This window comes from Amycolatopsis nigrescens CSC17Ta-90 (assembly GCF_000384315.1).
Lineage (GTDB): Bacteria > Actinomycetota > Actinomycetes > Mycobacteriales > Pseudonocardiaceae > Amycolatopsis > Amycolatopsis nigrescens.
This window is the reverse complement of record NZ_ARVW01000001.1, coordinates 7,419,962-7,437,730: the sequence shown is the minus strand read 5'-3', so window position 1 is coordinate 7,437,730 and position 17,769 is coordinate 7,419,962. Positions and strand designations below refer to the sequence as shown.

At 68.1% G+C, this 17,769-nt stretch carries 18 protein-coding genes; 6 read left to right on the top strand and 12 right to left on the bottom strand.

The genetic code is table 11. The features are described from left to right. Positions 1-9 precede the first annotated feature (9 nt). The 3 genes from AMYNI_RS0135255 to AMYNI_RS0135245 are packed head-to-tail and all read right to left on the bottom strand — an operon-like array spanning position 10 to position 5,290. Entirely contained in the window at positions 10-906 is an 897-nt protein-coding gene (locus AMYNI_RS0135255) for an ROK family protein (RefSeq protein ID WP_020672820.1), read from the bottom strand. After that, positions 903-3,845 carry a glycoside hydrolase family 2 protein gene (locus AMYNI_RS46075; protein ID WP_157357581.1) on the bottom strand — a complete coding sequence of 981 codons (2,943 nt, stop codon included), beginning with the start codon at positions 3,843-3,845 and terminating at the stop codon, positions 903-905. The genes AMYNI_RS0135255 and AMYNI_RS46075 overlap by 4 nt, the downstream gene beginning before the upstream one ends. Beyond that, positions 3,842-5,290, bottom strand: a complete 1,449-nt coding sequence (locus AMYNI_RS0135245; protein ID WP_026361330.1) for an APC family permease — start codon at positions 5,288-5,290, stop codon at positions 3,842-3,844. The genes AMYNI_RS46075 and AMYNI_RS0135245 overlap by 4 nt, the downstream gene beginning before the upstream one ends. A 105-nt stretch (positions 5,291-5,395) precedes the next feature. Between AMYNI_RS0135245 and AMYNI_RS0135240 the strand changes: the two genes are divergently transcribed. Further along, positions 5,396-6,601 (top strand): ROK family transcriptional regulator, encoded by a 1,206-nt coding sequence (locus AMYNI_RS0135240; RefSeq protein WP_020672817.1) that lies wholly within the window; start codon positions 5,396-5,398, stop codon positions 6,599-6,601. A gap of 26 nt (positions 6,602-6,627) precedes the next feature. Here AMYNI_RS0135240 and AMYNI_RS0135235 read toward each other — a convergent pair whose 3' ends face one another. Continuing rightward, positions 6,628-7,014, bottom strand: coding sequence for a RidA family protein (locus AMYNI_RS0135235; protein ID WP_020672816.1), 387 nt, complete (start codon positions 7,012-7,014; stop codon positions 6,628-6,630). Between the two features lie 72 nt (positions 7,015-7,086). On the opposite strand from AMYNI_RS0135235, the gene AMYNI_RS0135230 reads away from it, so the two are divergent. After that, entirely contained in the window at positions 7,087-7,995 is a 909-nt protein-coding gene (locus tag AMYNI_RS0135230) for a LysR family transcriptional regulator (RefSeq protein ID WP_026361329.1), read from the top strand. Between the two features lie 205 nt (positions 7,996-8,200). Beyond that, positions 8,201-8,407: a DUF4158 domain-containing protein gene (locus AMYNI_RS48580; RefSeq protein ID WP_211225534.1), complete on the top strand. Its 207-nt coding sequence runs from the start codon at positions 8,201-8,203 to the stop codon at positions 8,405-8,407. Here AMYNI_RS48580 and AMYNI_RS0135225 read toward each other — a convergent pair. Further along, positions 8,394-8,993, bottom strand: a complete 600-nt coding sequence (locus AMYNI_RS0135225; RefSeq protein WP_020672814.1) for a TetR/AcrR family transcriptional regulator — start codon at positions 8,991-8,993, stop codon at positions 8,394-8,396. The genes AMYNI_RS48580 and AMYNI_RS0135225 overlap by 14 nt on opposite strands. A gap of 96 nt (positions 8,994-9,089) precedes the next feature. On the opposite strand from AMYNI_RS0135225, the gene AMYNI_RS0135220 reads away from it, so the two are divergent. Continuing rightward, complete coding sequence (locus tag AMYNI_RS0135220) at positions 9,090-10,580, top strand: carboxylesterase/lipase family protein (protein ID WP_020672813.1); 1,491 nt, start codon at positions 9,090-9,092, stop codon at positions 10,578-10,580. A 598-nt stretch (positions 10,581-11,178) separates the two neighbouring features. Here the strand turns inward: AMYNI_RS0135220 and AMYNI_RS0135215 are convergent. Both AMYNI_RS0135215 and AMYNI_RS0135210 read right to left on the bottom strand, forming a co-directional pair. Continuing rightward, positions 11,179-11,541: a hypothetical protein gene (locus AMYNI_RS0135215; protein WP_040407656.1), complete on the bottom strand. Its 363-nt coding sequence runs from the start codon at positions 11,539-11,541 to the stop codon at positions 11,179-11,181. Between the two features lie 137 nt (positions 11,542-11,678). After that, complete coding sequence (locus tag AMYNI_RS0135210) at positions 11,679-11,876, bottom strand: hypothetical protein (protein WP_157357579.1); 198 nt, start codon at positions 11,874-11,876, stop codon at positions 11,679-11,681. Positions 11,877-11,973: 97 nt separating this feature from the next. Between AMYNI_RS0135210 and AMYNI_RS0135205 the strand changes: the two genes are divergently transcribed. Then, on the top strand, positions 11,974-12,519 hold the full coding sequence (locus AMYNI_RS0135205) for a YciI family protein (protein ID WP_020672810.1): 546 nt from the start codon (positions 11,974-11,976) through the stop codon (positions 12,517-12,519). 21 nt (positions 12,520-12,540) lie between these two features. On the opposite strand, the gene AMYNI_RS0135200 is transcribed toward AMYNI_RS0135205, so the two are convergent. From AMYNI_RS0135200 to AMYNI_RS0135175, 5 genes are all read right to left on the bottom strand, one after another. Beyond that, positions 12,541-12,762: a hypothetical protein gene (locus tag AMYNI_RS0135200; protein WP_020672809.1), complete on the bottom strand. Its 222-nt coding sequence runs from the start codon at positions 12,760-12,762 to the stop codon at positions 12,541-12,543. 188 nt (positions 12,763-12,950) lie between these two features. Then, positions 12,951-13,910: an ASCH domain-containing protein gene (locus tag AMYNI_RS50345; protein ID WP_245574082.1), complete on the bottom strand. Its 960-nt coding sequence runs from the start codon at positions 13,908-13,910 to the stop codon at positions 12,951-12,953. A gap of 550 nt (positions 13,911-14,460) precedes the next feature. Beyond that, positions 14,461-15,072, bottom strand: coding sequence for an AAA family ATPase (locus tag AMYNI_RS0135185; protein WP_020672807.1), 612 nt, complete (start codon positions 15,070-15,072; stop codon positions 14,461-14,463). Next, positions 15,069-15,977 carry a hypothetical protein gene (locus tag AMYNI_RS49690; RefSeq protein ID WP_169515792.1) on the bottom strand — a complete coding sequence of 303 codons (909 nt, stop codon included), beginning with the start codon at positions 15,975-15,977 and terminating at the stop codon, positions 15,069-15,071. The genes AMYNI_RS0135185 and AMYNI_RS49690 overlap by 4 nt, the downstream gene beginning before the upstream one ends. Before the next feature lie 91 nt (positions 15,978-16,068). Next, positions 16,069-16,923 (bottom strand): helix-turn-helix domain-containing protein, encoded by an 855-nt coding sequence (locus AMYNI_RS0135175; RefSeq protein ID WP_245574081.1) that lies wholly within the window; start codon positions 16,921-16,923, stop codon positions 16,069-16,071. A 134-nt stretch (positions 16,924-17,057) separates the two neighbouring features. Between AMYNI_RS0135175 and AMYNI_RS0135170 the strand changes: the two genes are divergently transcribed. Beyond that, complete coding sequence (locus tag AMYNI_RS0135170) at positions 17,058-17,735, top strand: DUF998 domain-containing protein (protein WP_020672804.1); 678 nt, start codon at positions 17,058-17,060, stop codon at positions 17,733-17,735. The last annotated feature ends 34 nt before the right edge of the window (positions 17,736-17,769 follow it).

Below are 17,769 nucleotides of genomic sequence, written 5' to 3'. Positions count from 1 at the left end.
GGACAGTCGCTACCCGCCCAGGGCGAGTGCGACGGCGCCGCGAAGGGCGCCGTCCTGGTCGAAACGCGCGGTGACCAGTTCCGGCGGGAAGGGCACCGCCTCGGCGAGCCGCTGCCGAAGTGGCAGCAGCACCACCCCGGCCGAGCGGACCAGCCCGCCGCCCACCGCGATCCGCGCCGGGTCGATCGCGATGGCCAGGTTCGCCACGTGCACGGACAGCTCGTCCAGCGCGTCGGCGAGCAGCTCCTTGGCCGCCGGGTCGTGCCTGGCCAACCCGAACAGCTCACCGGCCGACGTGGGCCGGCCGAGCAGCTCGGTCGCCCGCCGCCCGAGCGCCCGCCCGCCGACGGCCTCCTCCAGCGGCGCCGCCCCGGTGGAGAAGCCGGTGTCCGACGACCCGCGCAGGTTGTAGCCGAACTCGCCGGCCGCCCCGTTCGCCCCGGTCAGCACCTGGCCGCCGACCAGTACCGCGGCGGCCAGGCCGGTGCCGAGGTAGAGGAACAGGCCGGGATCCACCCCGGCCAGCGCGCCCCACCTCGCCTCGGCCAGCCCGGCCGCCTTGACGTCCGTGCCGACCGCGACCGGCACCGAACCGAACCGCGCCTTGACCAGTTCGCGCAGCCGGAGCCGCTGCCAGCCGGGGACGTTCGGGGCGAGCAGGATCTCGTCCGGCAGCACGATCCCGGGGCTGACCACCCCGATCCCGCGCGGGGTCACCGGCGGGCCCGGCCGGTAGCCGGCGAGCATGCCCTCCGCCGCGGCCAGCGCCCGGTCCACCACCTGCTGGGCGCCGGCCTCCGCGTCGGTGTCCAGCACGCGGCTCGCCAGTATCGAGCCGGCCCGGTCGGCGAGGCCGATCGCGACCTTCGTGCCACCGAAGTCGATACCGAGAATCAGTTCGGTCACTCCTTGGTTCCGTTCGGTACCGGGATGCGGTAGCCGCCCGACGCGCTGGAACCGGCCGGTGCCGCGACCGTCGGCGCACCCGTCCCGCCAGGCGCCGCGACGGTCACCTTCGCGGCGTTCCAGCCGGACACGCTCACCACCGGCGCGGCCCCCTTCAGATCCGCCGACCGGTAGCTGGTGGTCAGCACCTGGGACTGGCCCGGCCACAGCACGGCCGCGTTGTCGTCCCAGGTCGCGGTGGCCACCTGGTTGTCACCGGGCAGCTCCTTGCCGTCCGCGGTGCCCTTGCGCAGGTCCGCCCGCAGGTAGAAACCGACCGCCGGGGTCTTCGACGTGTTGGTCACGGTCACCGAGGTCTCGGTGTCCGCGCCGTTCGGTCCCGGCTTCTGCTGCGTCTTCGCCACCGCGCTGATGGTCGCCTCCGGCAGGTCCTGCAACGCCGAAAGGTCGCTGTACTGGGAAAGGGTGGCCTGCGGCTTGCCGTAGGTCTTCTCCCAGTCCACCACGTCCTGCTGGGTGGAGCGCCAGTAGACGTTGCGGTCCACCACCTTGCCGCGCTGGCTCAGCTCCAGCTCGACGAAGTAGACCTGCGCCTTCGCCGGCGGCTGGGTGGTCGCCGGCACCTTCGGCTTGAGCACGGCATTGCGCACGCCCTGCGAGCCGAGGCTGATCCCGCCGGCCTGCTGCTCGTCGAGCACCTTGCCGTCGATGTCGTACACCTTCGCCCGCACGGACAACTCGCCCTGGGTGGCCCCGCCAAGGTTGCTCAAGGTGACGCTGTTGTCGTCGTAGGTGAACAGGGCGTGCAACGGCTTGTTGGCCTTCTGCGCACCGAAGTACGCGCCCGGCTGGTCACCGTCGTAGTTGTAGAGCGACCAGAGCAGGGTCGGCCAGCCCTTGTTCAGCTGCCAGTACACGATCCCGGTGGCCGGGTTCGACTTGTCCGTGGAATGCGCGATGTAGGACTCGAACTGCGAGCGGGTGTTCTCGTAGTTCGCCGCCTGCGCCTGCTTCACGAACGAGTCCAAATCGGACCACTGCCCGTAGCGCTTTGCCAGCGCGGTGTCGAACACGTTCAGCGTGCCGAACTGGTAGCCGCCTTCGGTGCCGGTCTGGAAGTTCGCGTGGTACTGGTTGTACTTCGGGTCCTGCCAGAGCTTCGCCTGTTCCTCCGGGGAAAGGAAACGCCGGATCGAGTCCATGGTCGGGATGGTGTGCCCGGCGCTCTGCTCGCTGTCGAAGCCCCATGAGCCGCCCACGTTCAGCCGGCTCGGGTCGTCCGGGTCGAAGTGCGTGGTGTCGTACCAGTAGCTCGGCGGCACCCAGTCGTACGGCCCCTCCTTCATCCCGGCCTGGCCGAGGGTCGGCGTGCTCTTGTACATCGCCGAAGCCATCAGCGGCACGTCGAAGTCGTTCTCGGCGAACCCGCGCAGCGTCTCGCTCTCCTGCCGCGGGGTGGGCTCGTTGTCGCTCCAGCCGTAGGTGAACACGCTGGGGTGGTTGCGTTCCAGCTGCGCGATGCCGACCGCCGACTCGTACATGATCCGGTAGTCGCGCTCGGTCAGCTTGGTGCCGGGCTCGGGCTGCCAGGCGTCACAGCACATGAAGCCGCCGTAGATCAGGATCCCGGCCCGGTCCATCTGCTCGTAGAACTCGGTCGGCATGTCGTGGCCTTCGAGCCGGATGCCGTTCAACCCGAGGTTCTTGATCAGCTCGATCTGGTGCGCCACGTTCTCCTTGGAGTAGCGCAGGAAAAGATCCGGCGCCCAGCCGCCGCCGCGGAACACGAACTCCTTGCCGTTGATGCCGAAGATCCGCGAGCCCTCCGGCGCCTGCGGCGACTTGCCGACCAACCGGGTGTTCACGCTGCGAATGCCGAAGGTGCTCTGCGAGCCGAGGGAAACCTTGCCCTGCTGGGAAACCGACGTGCTCAGGGTGTACAGCGGCTGGTCGCCCATGGCGTAGGGCCACCACAGCCGCGGCTTGGCGATCCGCAGTTCGCCGTACTTCTCCGGGGTGAACGACACCGTCTGCTTGCTGTTCGCCTTGACCGACACCCGCTGCTTCAGCACGATCGGCTTGCCGCCCGACGGCGGGGTGATCTTCGCGCTCACCTCGGCCCGCTGCGCGCGGCCGGAGTTGTTCGTGACCTCCGTCTTCACCGTCAGCGACGAGCGGCTGCCGTCCGGCGCGGTGTTCTGCTTGACCCAGGAGCCACCGCCGGTCAGCTCGTCGGAGACCTGGAGCTTGACCGGGAACATGATGCCGGTGTTGTTGTCCGGCGGGATCTGGCCCCAGTCCACCTGGTCCAGGGTGAACATCTTCAACGGGTCGTTCGGGTACATCTTGATGGCCAGCGAGTTCTTGCCCGGCCGGACGATCTTGCTCACGTCCAGGGTGCGCGACGCCAGCGACCCGGAGACGGTCTCCCGGTCCGCGACGAGGGTGCCGTTCACCCAGACGTCCGCCTCGCCGACCACGCCCGGCATCAGCAGCTTGGCGCTCTGGCCCGGTTTGACCGGCGGGGTGAAATCGGTGCGGAACCACCACGGCACCGCGAACCTGGGCACGGTCACCGGGCCGAGCTTGGGCATGTACCCGAAGCACTTGCGCATGTTGTCCGAGTAGAAGACGTCCGGGCACTCGCCGTTCTGCACCAGCGCGTTCAGCTCGGTGCCCGGCGCGCCGGCGTCGTCCGGTTTGACCGGCAGCCAGCCCTTGGTGGAGAAGTCCGGGCTGGACACCTGCTCCCCCGGCTGCTTCGCCAGCTCGGTGCTGAGCACCTGCCAGCCCTGGGTGCCGAGCGTGATCGGCTCGGCCGACCGCGCGGCGGCCTGGTCCGACGGCTCTGCCGCGGCCGGCGCCGACACGGTGACCACGGTGGGCAACAGGATCACCGCCGCCCCGGCAGCCATCCGGGCTATCCACGACCTTCTCATGCTCCGACCTCCTTCGTCCGATCATCCAAATAGGACTCTCGGATCTCCTTGGGACCGAACGGCCAGGTTTTCTCTGCACGCGCCCAGATCAGGAACGCGATGACCCCGACGACGAGCCAGCCGATGGACAGCAGCACCGGCTGGGTACCGGACTGGTAGTAGATGAAGATCCAGCCGATCAGCGCCACGATGCTCGGTACCGGGTAGAGCCACTGCCGGTACGGGCGCCGCAGGCCGGGCTGGCGCCGGCGCAGCACGGTCAGCGCTGCCACCTGCGCAACCGACTGGACCAGCACGAACACCGTGGTGAGCATGGCGATCACGTCGGCGAGGGTGAACAGCGAGCCGAGCGCGGTGATCCCGCCCATCGCGAACAGCCCGACGGTCGGGAAGTTCAGCCGCGGGTGCAGCCGCCCGAACCAGGGCAGGAAGAGCTTGTCCCTGGCCGCTTCGAAGGGCACCCGCGAACCGCCGAGCAGCCCGGCGAACACCGACCCGAACGCGGTGATCACGATGAACACGGTGAGCACCTTGGCCACTCCGGTGCCCCACGCCTGCTCGAACACCAGTGACGCGATCGAGCTGGACTCGGTGATCTTCTCCCACGGCACCGCGCCGAGCACCCCGAGCTGCAGCACGAAGTACAGCCCGGCGATACCCAGGATCGAGTACACGATCGCGCGCGGCAGCGTCCGGCCCGGCTCGCGCAGTTCGGCGCCGAGGTAGGCGGAGGTGTTGTAGCCGAGGTAGTCGTAGATGGCGATCATCAGCCCGGCACCGAGCCCGGTCCAGAACGGCCCGCCGAACAGCTCGAAGGCGCCCGGCGTGAAGCCGAAGGCGAGGTCGGCGTCGAAGTGCAGGAAGGACGCGACGATCACCGCGAACACCGAGCACAGCATGATCGCGAACAGCACCGTGGTGAGCTTGCCGATCTGGCCGATCCTGCGGTACAGCGCGAACACCACCAGCGCCACCACGGCGATGCCGATGGTGTGGCCGAGCGCGGTGGTGTCACCGTTGGCGTCGACCACCCCCGGCACCAGGTAGCCGAGATAGGTGACCAGCCCGATCACCCCGGTGGACATGATCAGCGGGATGAACAGCACTGCGCTCCAGGCGAACAGGAACGGCATCAGCCGCCCGGTGCGGTACTGGAAGGCTTCGCGCAGGTAGATGTAGGTGCCGCCGGCGCCGGGCATCGCGGCGCCGAGCTCGGCCCAGATCAGCCCGTCCGCGAGCGCGATCACGGCGCCGATCAGCCAGCCGAACATGGCCTGCGGCCCGCCCATCGCGGCGACCATCAGCGGGATCGTCACGAACGGCCCGATGCCGCACATCTGCGTCATGTTGATCGCGGTCGCCTGCAGCGGGCCGATCTGCCGCTGGAACCCTGGGGTCCTGGTGCCTGGCGAATGAGGTTCGCCTGAACGGGTGGGAGAACTCACGGTGCGCCTCCGGGGAGTAGTTCGTAAAGTTTCTTAACATATGAGCCGCCGCACCGGAAGAGGTGCGACGTAAACTCGTGTCAAGTCGTGGCGTGGAGGCAGGGGATGAACGTGCGCAGGTCGCCGCAGGTCGGTACGCCCGCGAACATGCGGGAGTTGAACCAGCGCGTGGTGCTCGAATGGCTGCGCGGGCAGGGGGCCGCCACGCGGCCGCGGATCGCCGCGGACACCGGGCTCTCCAAGCCCACCGTCGGCCAGGCGCTGCTGGATCTGGAGCAGGACGGACTGGTCCGCACCGCGGGCCGGACACTGGCCGGTCCCGGCAGGTCGGCGGTGGTCTACGAGATCAACCCCTCCGCCGGGCACGTGCTCGGCATCGACATCGGCCGCCAGTTGATCCGGGCCGCGGTGGCGGATCTTTCCGGCACCGTGGTCGCCCGTCTGGACCAGCGCAACCGGGCGCGCTCGGCGACCGCGCTGGTGCGCACCGTGCGCGACTGCGCGGATGCCGCCGTCGCCAAGGCCGGGCTGAAGAAGGAAGACGTGGTAACCACCGTGGTCGGCAGCCCCGGCGTGCCCGATCCGCGGTCGGCGACCTGGAAGCAGGCGCCGAACCTGCCGGGCTGGGAGCGCAAGGGCCTGCTCAACGAGCTCAAGCAGGTGCTCGGCACGGCGATGGTGGTGGAGAACGACGCGAACCTGACCGCGGTCGGCGAGCACGAGGCCGGCGCGGCGCGCGGGGTGGACGTGTTCGTCTGCGTCACCGTCGGCACCGGGATCGGCATGGGCATCATCGTCAACGGCAAGCTTTTCCGCGGCGCGCACGGGGCGGCCGGCGAGATCGGCTACCTGCCCTACGGCTGGCCCACCGGTGGCGCGCCGGAACTGGACCTCGACCGGCAGCGCCAGGGCATGCTGGAGTCGGCGGCCGCCGCGCATTCGGTGGTGGAGAGCGCGGTCGCGAAGGGCCTCACCGAGGTGAAGACCGCGAAGGACGTGTTCCGGCTGGCCCGCGAAGGCGACACCCGCGCACTGACCACGGTGGAGGAAGAGGCGGCCCGGCTGGCCTTCGTGATCTGCTCGGTGGCCGCCGTGATCGACCCGGAGCTGGTGGTCATCGCCGGCGGCGTCGGCAAGAACACCGATCTGCTGACCGCGCCCCTGCAACGCGCCCTCGCCAACGCCATCCCGGTCCAGCCCCGGATCGTCCCCGGCGAACTAGGCGAAGAAGCCGCCCTCACCGGCGCCATCGAAACGGCCCTGCACACCGCCCGCGACGTCGTCTTCGAACGCCGCGGCCACGCCGTCTGACCCGTGTCCGCACCCCGCGTACGCCGCTAGCGCCTGTTCCGCGCGTACACCTCGATCTCGATCTTCATGCGGGGGTCGGCGAGGCCGCACATGAGCATCGTGGCGACCGGCCGCACCTCGCCGAAGCAGCGACGCAGAACCGGCCAGCAGAGCTCGAAGTCGTCCCGGTCGGGCAGGATGTACCGCACCCGCACCACGTCGGCGAAAGTGCACCCCGCCTCGGACAACGCGTCGTCGATATTGCGCAGGCACTGCTCGGCCTGCTCCACCACGTCGTCGGAGATCGTCATGGTGGTGTAGTCGAACCCGGTCGTCCCGGACACATGCACCCAGTCGCCGTCGACCACGGCACGGGCATAACCGATCTGCTCCTCAAAGGCCGAGCCGCTGAGGATCGCACGCCGCTCTGTCATCCGCCGAACGCTAAGTGACCAGCGCGAATACGTCTAATACAAGTAACGGCATGGTCTGATATCTCTAGGCGTATGGAGCGTCCGGAACTTCCCTTGCCGCAGTTGCATGCCTTCGTCGTGCTCGCGGAGGAACTCCACTTCGGTCAGGCAGCCACCCGCTTGGGCATCGCACAGCCACCGCTGAGCCAGCAGATCCGCCGCCTGGAGAGCAAGGTCGGCCACCCGCTGTTCAACCGCGAACCAGGGCGCGTCACCCTCACCCCCGCCGGCCGGGAGCTGCTGCCCGTTGCCCGACGGGCGCTCACCGACCTCACGAACGGCCTGGCCGCGGCCAGAGCCATCGGCAGCGGCCAGGCCGGCCGCCTGCGGATCGGTTTCGCCGCCTCCCTCGCGCTGACCGTCCTGCCCGATCTGCTGCGCGCCTTCCGCGACCGCTTTCCCCACGTGCACCTGGACATCGAGGAGATGACCACAGCGCCGCAGATCGCCGCCCTGCGCGAGAAGACCATCGATATCGGCCTGCTGCGCGAGCCGCCCACCGACGAGGCGGAACTCAACTTCAAGACCGTGCTGACCGAGCCCTTCGTGGCCGTCCTGCCGTCCACGCACCCGCTGGCCGCTCAACGAACGGTCACCCTCGCACACTTGGCGGACTCGCCCTTCGTGCTCTTGCCCCGCGCGGCCGGCCCTCAGCTGTACGACAAGATCATCGGCCTTTGCGCCGCGGCCGGCTGCACGCCCCGGATCGCCCAGCACGCGGTCGAATGGCAGACCGTCTGCGCCCTGGTGGAAACCGGCCTCGGTGTCTCGCTGGCCCCGGCGAGCATCCGGCGCATCCGTCTCAAAGGCGTCGCCTTCCGCGGGATCGAACCCGGCGCTCCCCGCACCCGAGTCGCCGTCGCCTGGCGGAAGAACGACCAAAACCCCTTGGTCGCAAGCCTTCTGGCGGTCGTCAGCCAACCTCCCGCTCGGCCGAAGTAACGGGGAGGGGCCACCGGTACCAGCCGTCGTCAGAGTTCGGGGGCGTTCTCGGCTCAAGGCGTCAGCTCGCTGTGTCAACGGACGGCTTGGTCCCTCGACCTACGACGCGAAGTGCCCCGTCGCCGCTGATCGGGGTGGGTCGGGGCGGGAGCCAGTCTGACTAAGGTGCTCGGGGCCGGGTAGTTGATCTTGCTGGGGTGTCGGTTTGGCGTCGGTTGATCGCACGGCCTATCCGCGCTTCAAGCGTGCGGTGTCGGTGCGCGAGCTGGCCGAGGCGTTCACGCCTTCTCCGGACAAGATCGCGTGGGCTCGCGGCAGAACGCAGCACGAACAGCATTTGCTGGCGTTGTTGGTCCAGCTGAAGTGCTACCCCACCTGCCCCCGTGTCCGAGGGCAGGTCACGTACTCCTGAACAGCCGGTCCAGATGCACGTCGATCGCGGCGAGCGCGTCCTGGGGCTTGATCACGTCGAGTTCGATCAGGGAGGTGAAGCCGGTGAGGGCGAGGAGCAGGTTGGTCTCGGTCGCCGGGTCGCGGCCGGAGTCGATGTGCCCGTCGGCGATCGCCTGGCGGACCAACTGCTCGACGAGAGCCCGCCCTTGGACGAGGCCGTGACGCGCCTGCTCGTGCACGGCCTCGTCGTGCAGCGCCTCCAGGACGTAGGCGGCGCTCATCCAGCTGGTCGCGCGGGCGTCGGCATGCAGGGGGAGCATTTCCGCGAGCGTCAGTCGCAGCACGTCACGGGGGTGCGGACGGTCACCGAGCTTTTCGAGCCCCTGGTGTACGCGCACCGAGGTCTGCTCGGACGCGAAATCCATGGCGAAGGAGAGCATGGCCGTCCGGGAGGCGAAGTAGTGCTGCAGCTGCCCGAGTGACATGCCCGCCTCCTGCGCCACCACGCGCATCGTCAGCTGTGTAACGCCGCGCTGCTCCACCACCCGCCACAGTGCGCGGGCGATCACTTCGCGGCGTCCGCGGTGATCCACCTGTTTCGGCATCGCCGGTCCCTCCCTCGTACCCCGAGACGGTTCCAATACAGTTGACATAATACACCTGACCCATAATCCTGGGTCCACTCGAGGGAAGGAACCGTCATGTCCGAACAGCCAAAGGTACGGACCACGGAAGGCGTGGTGCAGGGGCGCCGGCGGCAGGGGCACGCGGTGTTCCGCGGCATCCCCTACGCCCAGCCCCCGGTCGGAGCGCTCCGCTTCGCCGCGCCCGCGCCGCCGCACCGCTGGGAGGAGACGAGGCAGGCGGTCGAGTTCGGCCCCGTGGTGCCGCTGTCCCTGCCGATCGACGTGCCCCCGCAGGGCACCGACTGGCTGACGCTCAACGTCGGCACTCCGGATCCCGGCGCGGCGGGACTGCCGGTGCTGGTGTGGATCCCCGTGGGCGGCTACCTCTCAGCGGCGTCGAGCGACCCGATGTATGACCCGGCAGCGCTGGCCGAGGCGGGAGTCGTCGTGGTGACCATCAACTGCCGCGTGGGCGCGGAGGGATTCGCGTTCCTCGACGATGTGCCGCCCAACCGCGGATTTCTCGACCAGATCGCGGCGCTGGAGTGGGTGCAGCGCAACATCGCCGCCTTCGGAGGCGACCCCGGCCGGGTCACCGTGGGCGGGGTGTCCGCCGGGGCGGGCTCGGTCGCCGCCCTGCTGACGTTGAAGTCCGCGCGCGGCCTGTTCCGGCGGGCCATCGCCCATTCGGTGCCGGGGCTGCACAGCACCCCGGCGCTGGCACGGCAGGTCACCGCCGCGTTCGCGGACCGGCTCGGCGCGACGGCCCCCACCGCCGAGGCCCTGCGCGACATCGACCCATGGCACCTGGCCGCCGAGCTCACCTCGTTCAACGCCGGCCTCCACGCGCACCGGGAGAGCTGGGGACGCCTCACGGAGACCGGCACCGCGCTGTGCCCCGTCGTCGACGGCGAGGTCCTCCCGGAAACGCCCTGGCCCGCGCTGGCCGGCGCGCGCGCAAGCGGGACCGAACTGCTCGTCGGCCACACCCGGGACGAATTCCGGTACTTCAGCGTCATGAGCGGACGGTACGGCACCTTCACCGAGGAGGACGCCCACGCAGCCCTGGAACTGCACGCCCCGCAGCCGGACGGCGCGCGGGCCTACCGTGCCGCGTTCCCGCAGGCAGGCCCGGAGGAGCTGGTGGAGACGGTGTACTCCGACGCCCTCTTCCGCATGCCGTCACAGAAGCTGGCCGAGGCGAACGCGGCAGCCGGCGGCACCTCGTACCTGTTCGAACTGGGCTGGGTTGCCCCGGCCCTCGGCGGCATCCTGGGCGCCTGCCACAGCCTCGACGTGCCCCTGGCGTTCGGCACGCTGGACAGCCCCGTCGGCACCCAGCTCATCGGCGAGGAGCCCACTCCCGAGGCCGTCGCGCTCTCCCGCGAACTCCAGGAGGCATGGGTCCGCTTCGTCACCACCGGCGACGCGGGCTGGTCCGCCCACCGGCCCGGCGGGCACCTCACCCGCGTCCTGGACACCGAGTCGAAGACCCTGCCCTACCCCGAACAGGCATCCCGCCAGATCTGGGAAGGCCACTCCCCCGCCCCTTTCGATCTCTCGTAATTGTCTGGGTCGGCTCCTAGTCCCCATCTTCGAGAAGTAGCCAGAGGACGGCTGACCAGCAGTTACTCAGCCGCGCGGCCCGTTTCTGGCGTATTCGGTTGCCACCCCTTCCGCGTTGTCACGGTTGGCTCGTTGCTGTGTCGCGCATTCGGTGGTGTCTCTGTGATGACGTAATTCTCAGCGAGAACGGACTATGCCTCTCGCCGTCGTGATGTGGCGGACGAAGGCCGTTCTTCTGCGGGGCGTTCTTGGGCTTGTTGGCGGGCAGTCTGGGGGTCTTCCCGCTTCTCTATTGCAGCCCTCGCAGACAACAGGGCCTTCTGGAACTCGATGAAGTGCTTGCGAGTCTCCGACGGTGTGCGATCAGTCGTGGGTGGGCCTTCCGGGAGCCATCGGGTGGCTGATGTCTCGGTGTCGCCGCTTGCGGCAGTGGTTGTGGGTTGTGAGGCTCCGAGGGTCTGCTGATCTGCAGGACTTGCGATGGTCATGGCGGAGATTTGCTGAACAACGTCGGGTGTCTCGCGACCGAACTTCTGGTCGAGCACGATCCTCAGCCGTGCGGCTGCGATCTGCTCCCCCGTGACCTGCGGCGGCCTGCTCATCCTTGTTCCGCCTGCCCCTCGTCTGTCACGGGTAGGTCGTCTTGGCCTGCCAGGATCTCCTCCAGTACACGCTGTTGGAAGACGTCCAGCAACTGCCATTCGTCATGTTGGGTCAGGTCAGACTGGGCAAGCGCGGTGAGTAGCTCCAAACCGAGGGTGCGGCTGGCCATAGACCGGTCCCGTGCGAGCTCTGCGGCCCAGGTGAAGCGCCGCCACCATTCCTCGCGTTGTGCCGCCAGTTCCCGCTGCTGGGTGGCGCGGTCGTTGCCGCGAACCGAGTGCCGGACCCCGATCCAGGCGCCCCCGGCGGTAAGCAGACCGACAAGCAGGGACAGCCCGGCTTGCAGCCACGGGTTCATGATCACCTGCCGTCATCGACCGGTCGCGGAACACGCATCGTAGCGAGATGGTGGTGGTGGGATCTCCAAATCGCGGCAGTTGGTGGACCTGTGCTGCGCCGACGTCTCACATCCGCTTGGACGGAGGTGTGGCGGGATCACTCGTGGTGTTTGCGGAGCCGGTCGAGGTGCTCGTTCAGAGTGGTCAGGTTGAGGTCGAGCGTGAACAGGCCGCCGCGGACGTGTTCGAACCCGAGCTGTTCCCAGACCTCACCGGCGTCAGTCTCGGAGGTTGGTCTTCTGTCGGGTGAACATCCGGGCAACCGGTCGGCGACCTCCCACACGGGATCACTCACAGCCCTGCTCCATCCGTCACGACCAGTGCCGACCGGTCACTATCCCGTATGCACCGGGAATGGCCACGCACCTACGGCCGGCTGGAAGACTGGGGGCATGGAGTTCTTCTGCTACCACCGGGATCGGGTGGGGTCCGTGGGGCTGCGCGACGAGTTGTCGGAGGGGCACTGGTCGTACATGGACCGGTACGCGGCGGAGATGATCGCCCGCGGGCCGACTCTCGACGGCGGTATGCCCACCGGCAGCGTGCACATCGTCGACCTGCCGGATCCCGCCGCCGCCCGTGCGTTCGCCTTCGATGAGCCCAACTACCAGGCGGGCGTGTACCGGGACGTGCTGCTGCGCCGGTGGCGCAACACGCTGGGGCGCACCATGTGGGACTTCCCCGGCAGCCGGACGGGTGGCAACCGGTACCTGGTGCTCGGCCTCGGCGAGGGGCAGCCCGCCGATCTCACCGTGCCGCCCGAGAACGACGGACTGATCGCGTACGGGCCACTGCTGTCCGACGACGGCACCGGCTGGCTGGGCACGGCGGCACTGGTCCGGGCGCCCGGCCCGGACGCGGCACGCGCCGTGCTGACCCCGGACCGGTACGCCGCCATAGAAGTCCACAACTGGCAGCCCGGCGGACGGCCGTCCTGAACCGAGGTGACTCCCCCAGAGTCAGCCTTCGCGGAGGCTCGCCGCGTGCTGGGCACTGGCCTGCCCCGCGCCGAAGGCGGCCGGCAGCGCCACCACCAGCCCGGCCACGATCAACCAGGTCACGCCCTGCACAACGCCGACCAGCAAGGCCACCACGGCCACCGTCACCACGCACATCAACGCGCAGGCGACGACGAAAGCCCGCCGGTCCCCTTTGTCGCTCCGGCTGAACGTAAGAATCATCCGCGATCCCTCCCCTACCCACCCTGGCACAACGCCTCCGCCCGCGTACACAAACCCGGGACACGTGCGCACAGCGCGCGGGCTGCTCGTCTGCCACACCGCTCGGGGCAATCAGATCACTCCATGCGGTCGTACTCGTTTGCCAGGCGGACAAGCCACTGCCGCGAGTTCGTGAGCCAGCCGCGTTGTCAAGTCGGGCGGGGTGGGTCGACAAGTTCGATGCCGATTGCGACGACGCCGAGGGCTTCACGTTCAGGAGGGTAGATCTGGCGGATGTTGGCCAACTGCTCCTGTTTGGTTGCCAGCGGGTTGACCGAGGCGACTGTTTCATGGGCGAACATGTCGCCGAAGTTGGCATAGCGGGCGATGCGGGTGACACGGGTCAGCACCTGGTCACCTTGGCAGCGAAACCGGATCAGCGAGCCTTCCTTGATCTTCCGGCGGCTGGAGTCGTTGACCCGGATCTCAGTGGTCTTGCGCCCGGTCGCGATGAGGTCGAAGTAGCGCTTGTAGATGCCCATTTCGTGGGCACGGACAACGGGTTCTGCGGGGCGTGCGGTCATGAGTCGGCCAAGTTCCTTGACGGTGAACGAACGGAAGAAGTGCTTAGGGTCAGCCAGCAGTTCGCCGACCAGCCAGACCAACGCATCGACGTAGTCGTCAACCGAGCCGGGCCATGCGGTGGTGTCGAGCATCCAAGGTTCGACATCGGCGGGCAGAACGTTCCTACCCTGCTCCCGCAGCAGCGATTTGGACAGCTTCGCTCCGGTCGGGGCCAGCACCTGTGGTGTGAAGATTCGGGACGGCATCCGTCCCGGCGGGGTGTCCAGCGCCCCCAGGGCGCCGTCGACAAGCTGGCAGCCGAAGGTCCAGTCACCGCCCTTCATCATCACATGCAGCGTGCTGGCATCCCGGCCGAGCGCACGTTCCTTGACCAGGTTCCGGTAAAGCGTGGCCAGGTCCAGGTAGGGCTGATCGTCTTCAGGGTCGATGTGCGCCTTGTAAGGACCGTGGTCGAAGCAGACCGCGTCGAACGTCGCGCCGTCCTCGTCAAGGTGAGCGAGTTTGGTGCGGTCAGCACGCTTCTCCGCCCACCCGCACTCGGGGCAGGGGATGCGGATATGCACCACGCCGTGTGAGGGGGCCATCCACCAGCGGATGTCTTCCCGCGCTCGAGGGTGCGTAGGAACTCGGCCCGAAATCCTGGGCCGGCTTGCTGATCGGTGTAAGTCTCCACCGCGTAGTCGGTGCCCGTGGCGTCCGAGACGGAGTCGAAGAATGCCCGGTAGTAGCGCTCGACCAGCTCACCAATGCCATCCCTACCCAGCGCGTGGAAGTAGGTTTGCTGGTAGGCGCTATGTGTTTCCGGGGCGAGCACCACGTCGTAGGGAGCGTTGTCCAACGCGCCAAACCGAACGGTGGTGTCGATGGAGAACTCGCGGCGGGCGATCTTCGCCAAGAGGAACGCCGCAGCTTGCACCAGGTTCGTCCCGAGATGCGGGGCGCCATTGATCTGAGTGCCTACAACGAACTCGATCCGCGCCGGCCTCGCCGCCAACACTCGGGGCCGCAGGATGTCGATTGAGCGCAGCAGTGAGTTGGCTAGCACACTGTTGGGCGAGAGCAGCAGCGACGGTCTCCCGTTGCGGCTCAACGTCATCACGCTCCCAACTCGTATTGTGCGCTGGTCTGTAACGGTCACGCGCCTCGGCTTGGTTTGGGCAGGCGCAAGTTGGAGCAGATGAAATCAAGCCGGGCCGCCGCCGAGTCGGGCGCGACGAACACTGGTTCGTAACCGGCGTCGAAATAGCCCTGCACGATCAGTTCGTGAACACGACGGATCTCGCGGTCCTTCGCCCAGACGATGTCGTCCGGGTCCTCGAAGGTGTCCAGTGGATCGAGCACGAAAATCGTGTCGTACCGATAGAGCCGCGTCGCCTCCTCTAACTGCGGCGTCGGACGCAGGCCGAAGAATGCATCCCAGCCGTAGCCGTCCGGTATACCACGGTTGTAGAACCTGATCCCGTGCTTGTGTGCGGCGTATTCGGCGACAAAGGCCTCCAGCACCTCCAACGAGTACTCGCGGCGGTCCTCCCGGCGCAGATGCCGGCCGAGTCGTTCGCGGTGCTTGCGGTAGATCTCACGCCCCGGCTCTTCGGCCATGCAAGGAATCCCGGCACCCTGGATCGCCGCGATCAGGTCGTCTTTGCCCGACGACGGACCGCCGGTGATGACATAACGACGAGGATCGCCAGCAGCCGCCGCCTCTATCGCGACGGTCAGAGCGGGATTGGTGAAAGTGCCGGTCACGAAATTGGTCCGTTCTCCTGCTCGGGAATGAATTCTGTCGCGATCGGCGGGGTGAGAAATCCGCCGACCCAGGCGTTGCCCAACCCGGTCTCGCCATGCAGCGCAGCGGTGAACTCCTCGCGGCCGGCACCGCCGGCGGCGGCCTCGGTCAATCTGGACGCCTGCGCCGCTGTCAGGGCAGGGGTCCAGCCGGCTAAGGCGACCAACTCGTCGGGCGAAGTCTCCGATTCAGGTGCGAACGCGGTGCAGTAGCTGATTGCCTCCGCGCGGGCGACGGCCCACCGCCAGGCGGCGGTCACCGCCGTGGTGATGATGTCCGTTCGATCGGCATCCAAGCTGATCAATCGTTCGACGGCCAGCAACTCGGCGCGAGTGGCATAGATCGCCGACCACAGTCGGGTCAACTGCTCCTCGTGCTCGGCGACCTCCCAAGCGAACGGGTCGGGCGGAACCGGCTGCCGGTTCGTGGTCGGAGCCAACCGCGGGGCGATCATCGCCGACCGGGTGAATCGATCCGCATCAGCCAACAGCTCCCAGGCGATTTTCTCGATCAGCTTCGGCTCGACCCGCTTGCGAAAGTGATGTACCTCGTGCCCGGCCTGCGCTGCAGCAAGCTCCCGGCGAACCGTGAGGTTCTGCCCAGGCTCGGCCGGCGGCAGCCCGAACAACGCCCGCGCCGCGGACGCATAACGGGCATCATCCAACCGAGCCAGCAAGCCGCGCAGGGTGCCGTCCAAAGCCGCTGTGCGGCTCGCATCGTCGCCGGGATCGGCTGCTCGCGCGACGATCCCCCGCAGGTCGAGTAGCACCTCACCCACTGCAGCCGAGGTCACCGGCAAACCGCGTTTGAGCAGCCGCTGCACTCCCGCAGCGACGTCCTCCACGGCTGGGCTTTTTCTGGGCATGCCCCCAGTGAAGCACAATGCCCAGGAAAAGCCCAGTGGTCGGGAAGGGTTGCCAGGGAGGGCGTCCGCCACACCGCTCGGGGCAATCAGATCACTCCATGCGGTCGTATTCGTTTGCCAGGCGGGCAAGCCACTGCCGCGATTGTTCACCAGTGAGGGCCTCCTTGGTGACCTTCGTGAAAACCTGGCGGTACATCGCGACATCTCCGGGCATATCGAAGAACACACCGGCGGCGCGGGTGTCTTCGTATGCCACTGGACGATGGTCGGTATACGACATCACCCGGAAACCCGAACCCACCGCGCTGAACGAGTTCGCCGAGCGGGGCAGGACCCAGACCTGGCAGTTGGAACTTTCGAATACCTCAAGCAGGCGCATGATCTGGCCGTGCATCACCTCAGGACCGCCCACCATGGTCCGCAGCGCATGCTCGTGAATGCAGCAGACGAACCGAGGCGCATCGTATTTGGCGAGCACCCGCTGCCTGCGCATGCGCGTGTGCACCCGTAGGTCGATCCCGTCTTCGGGAATCAGCCCGGCACGCCGGAAGAGCGTGTCCGCGTAGTCCTTCGTCTGCAACAGCCCAGGGATGAAGATCGGGTTGTAGGTCGAGATTGCAGTGGCGATGTTCTCCTGCACGGTCAGCGAATGCAGCTCATCCGGCAAGCGCTCATTGTGTGGGCGAACCCAGTAGCCACGGTCAGTGGCCCTCGCCAGCTCCAGTACCTCCTCGAGCTTCTCGCGCAGGACGCCGCAACTTGCCACGTACAGTGCGATGTCCACCTCCGACGGGAGGCGTTTGCCGTGTTCGAGGCGGGAGACTTTGCTCGGGGACCAGCCGAGCATCTTGGCCAGCTCGTCGCCGGTCAGGTCGGCGTCCTCGCGAATGCCGCGCAGCGCGATGCCGAGTTCCCTTGTTCTGGTGGTGGACTCCATGGGTGTCATGTCACCAAGCTAAAACCGCTGGTCAGCGATTCGGGGGCACGACCCGGCGGATTCACCGGAAGAGCGGGGTGGCTTGCCGGGGGTGCACGAAAACTTTCAGGCGGACCAAACAACCCGCTCCGTAACATCGGATCATGACGTCCGACCCGGCGCCACCGCGCTCCATCACCCTGCCCGCGATGGGGCTGGCCGCACTGGCCCTCGGCGCGGCGTTGATCCTGCTGCTCCAGATACTGCCGCCGACCGACCGGATCAACCCGGTCCGGCGCACCATCAGCGAGTACGCGCTCAGCTCCAACAAGTGGATCTTCGACCTGGCCGTGCTGCTGGTCGCGCTCGGCTCGGCGGCCGCGTTCGCGGGCCTGGTGCGCCACAAACTACTGCCGGTCCGGTCATTCGCGGTCCTGCTGGGTGCACTGTGGACGGTCAGCCTGCTGGTGGTGATCGTCTTCCCCAAGCACAACTGGGCGATCGGACCGAGCACCGGCGGCAACGTGCACCGCATCGCCAGCGTGGTCGGCTTCGTCTGCCTGCCGGTCGCGGTGCTGCTGGCCGCCCGCATCGTCTTCCGGCACTCGCTGCTCTGGCGGCGGCTGGCCCAGTTCCTCGCGGTCACCTCGCTGCTCTGGTTCGGCGCGATCCTGGTCGCGGTGGGGATCATGGCGACCGGCGGCCCGCCGTGGTGGCAGCTCCTCCCGCTGGGACTGGTGGAGCGCGGCATGGCCGTGAACGAGCTGCTGGCGGTCGCCACGCTCGCGGTGCCACTGCTGCGGCGCGCCACCGTCGTGCACGCACCCGAACTGGTGAAGTGACGTAGGCCACAGACGCGCGACGGAGGCGGCGAGT

Excerpts from the sequence above, each read along its gene's own strand:
- AMYNI_RS0135225 (WP_020672814.1), bottom strand. The coding sequence starts at position 8,993 with ATGCCGAAACAGGTGGATCACCGCGGACGCCGCGAAGTGATCGCCCGC.
- AMYNI_RS0135215 (WP_040407656.1), bottom strand. The coding sequence starts at position 11,541 with ATGAACCCGTGGCTGCAAGCCGGGCTGTCCCTGCTTGTCGGTCTGCTT.
- AMYNI_RS0135205 (WP_020672810.1), top strand. The coding sequence starts at position 11,974 with ATGGAGTTCTTCTGCTACCACCGGGATCGGGTGGGGTCCGTGGGGCTG.
- AMYNI_RS0135235 (WP_020672816.1), bottom strand. The coding sequence starts at position 7,014 with ATGACAGAGCGGCGTGCGATCCTCAGCGGCTCGGCCTTTGAGGAGCAG.
- AMYNI_RS0135175 (WP_245574081.1), bottom strand. The coding sequence starts at position 16,923 with ATGACACCCATGGAGTCCACCACCAGAACAAGGGAACTCGGCATCGCG.
- AMYNI_RS49690 (WP_169515792.1), bottom strand. The coding sequence starts at position 15,977 with ATGCCCAGAAAAAGCCCAGCCGTGGAGGACGTCGCTGCGGGAGTGCAG.
- AMYNI_RS0135240 (WP_020672817.1), top strand. The coding sequence starts at position 5,396 with ATGAACGTGCGCAGGTCGCCGCAGGTCGGTACGCCCGCGAACATGCGG.
- AMYNI_RS50345 (WP_245574082.1), bottom strand. The coding sequence starts at position 13,910 with ATGGCCCCCTCACACGGCGTGGTGCATATCCGCATCCCCTGCCCCGAG.
- AMYNI_RS0135230 (WP_026361329.1), top strand. The coding sequence starts at position 7,087 with ATGGAGCGTCCGGAACTTCCCTTGCCGCAGTTGCATGCCTTCGTCGTG.
- AMYNI_RS46075 (WP_157357581.1), bottom strand. The coding sequence starts at position 3,845 with ATGAGAAGGTCGTGGATAGCCCGGATGGCTGCCGGGGCGGCGGTGATC.
- AMYNI_RS0135220 (WP_020672813.1), top strand. The coding sequence starts at position 9,090 with ATGTCCGAACAGCCAAAGGTACGGACCACGGAAGGCGTGGTGCAGGGG.
- AMYNI_RS0135170 (WP_020672804.1), top strand. The coding sequence starts at position 17,058 with ATGACGTCCGACCCGGCGCCACCGCGCTCCATCACCCTGCCCGCGATG.
- AMYNI_RS0135200 (WP_020672809.1), bottom strand. The coding sequence starts at position 12,762 with ATGATTCTTACGTTCAGCCGGAGCGACAAAGGGGACCGGCGGGCTTTC.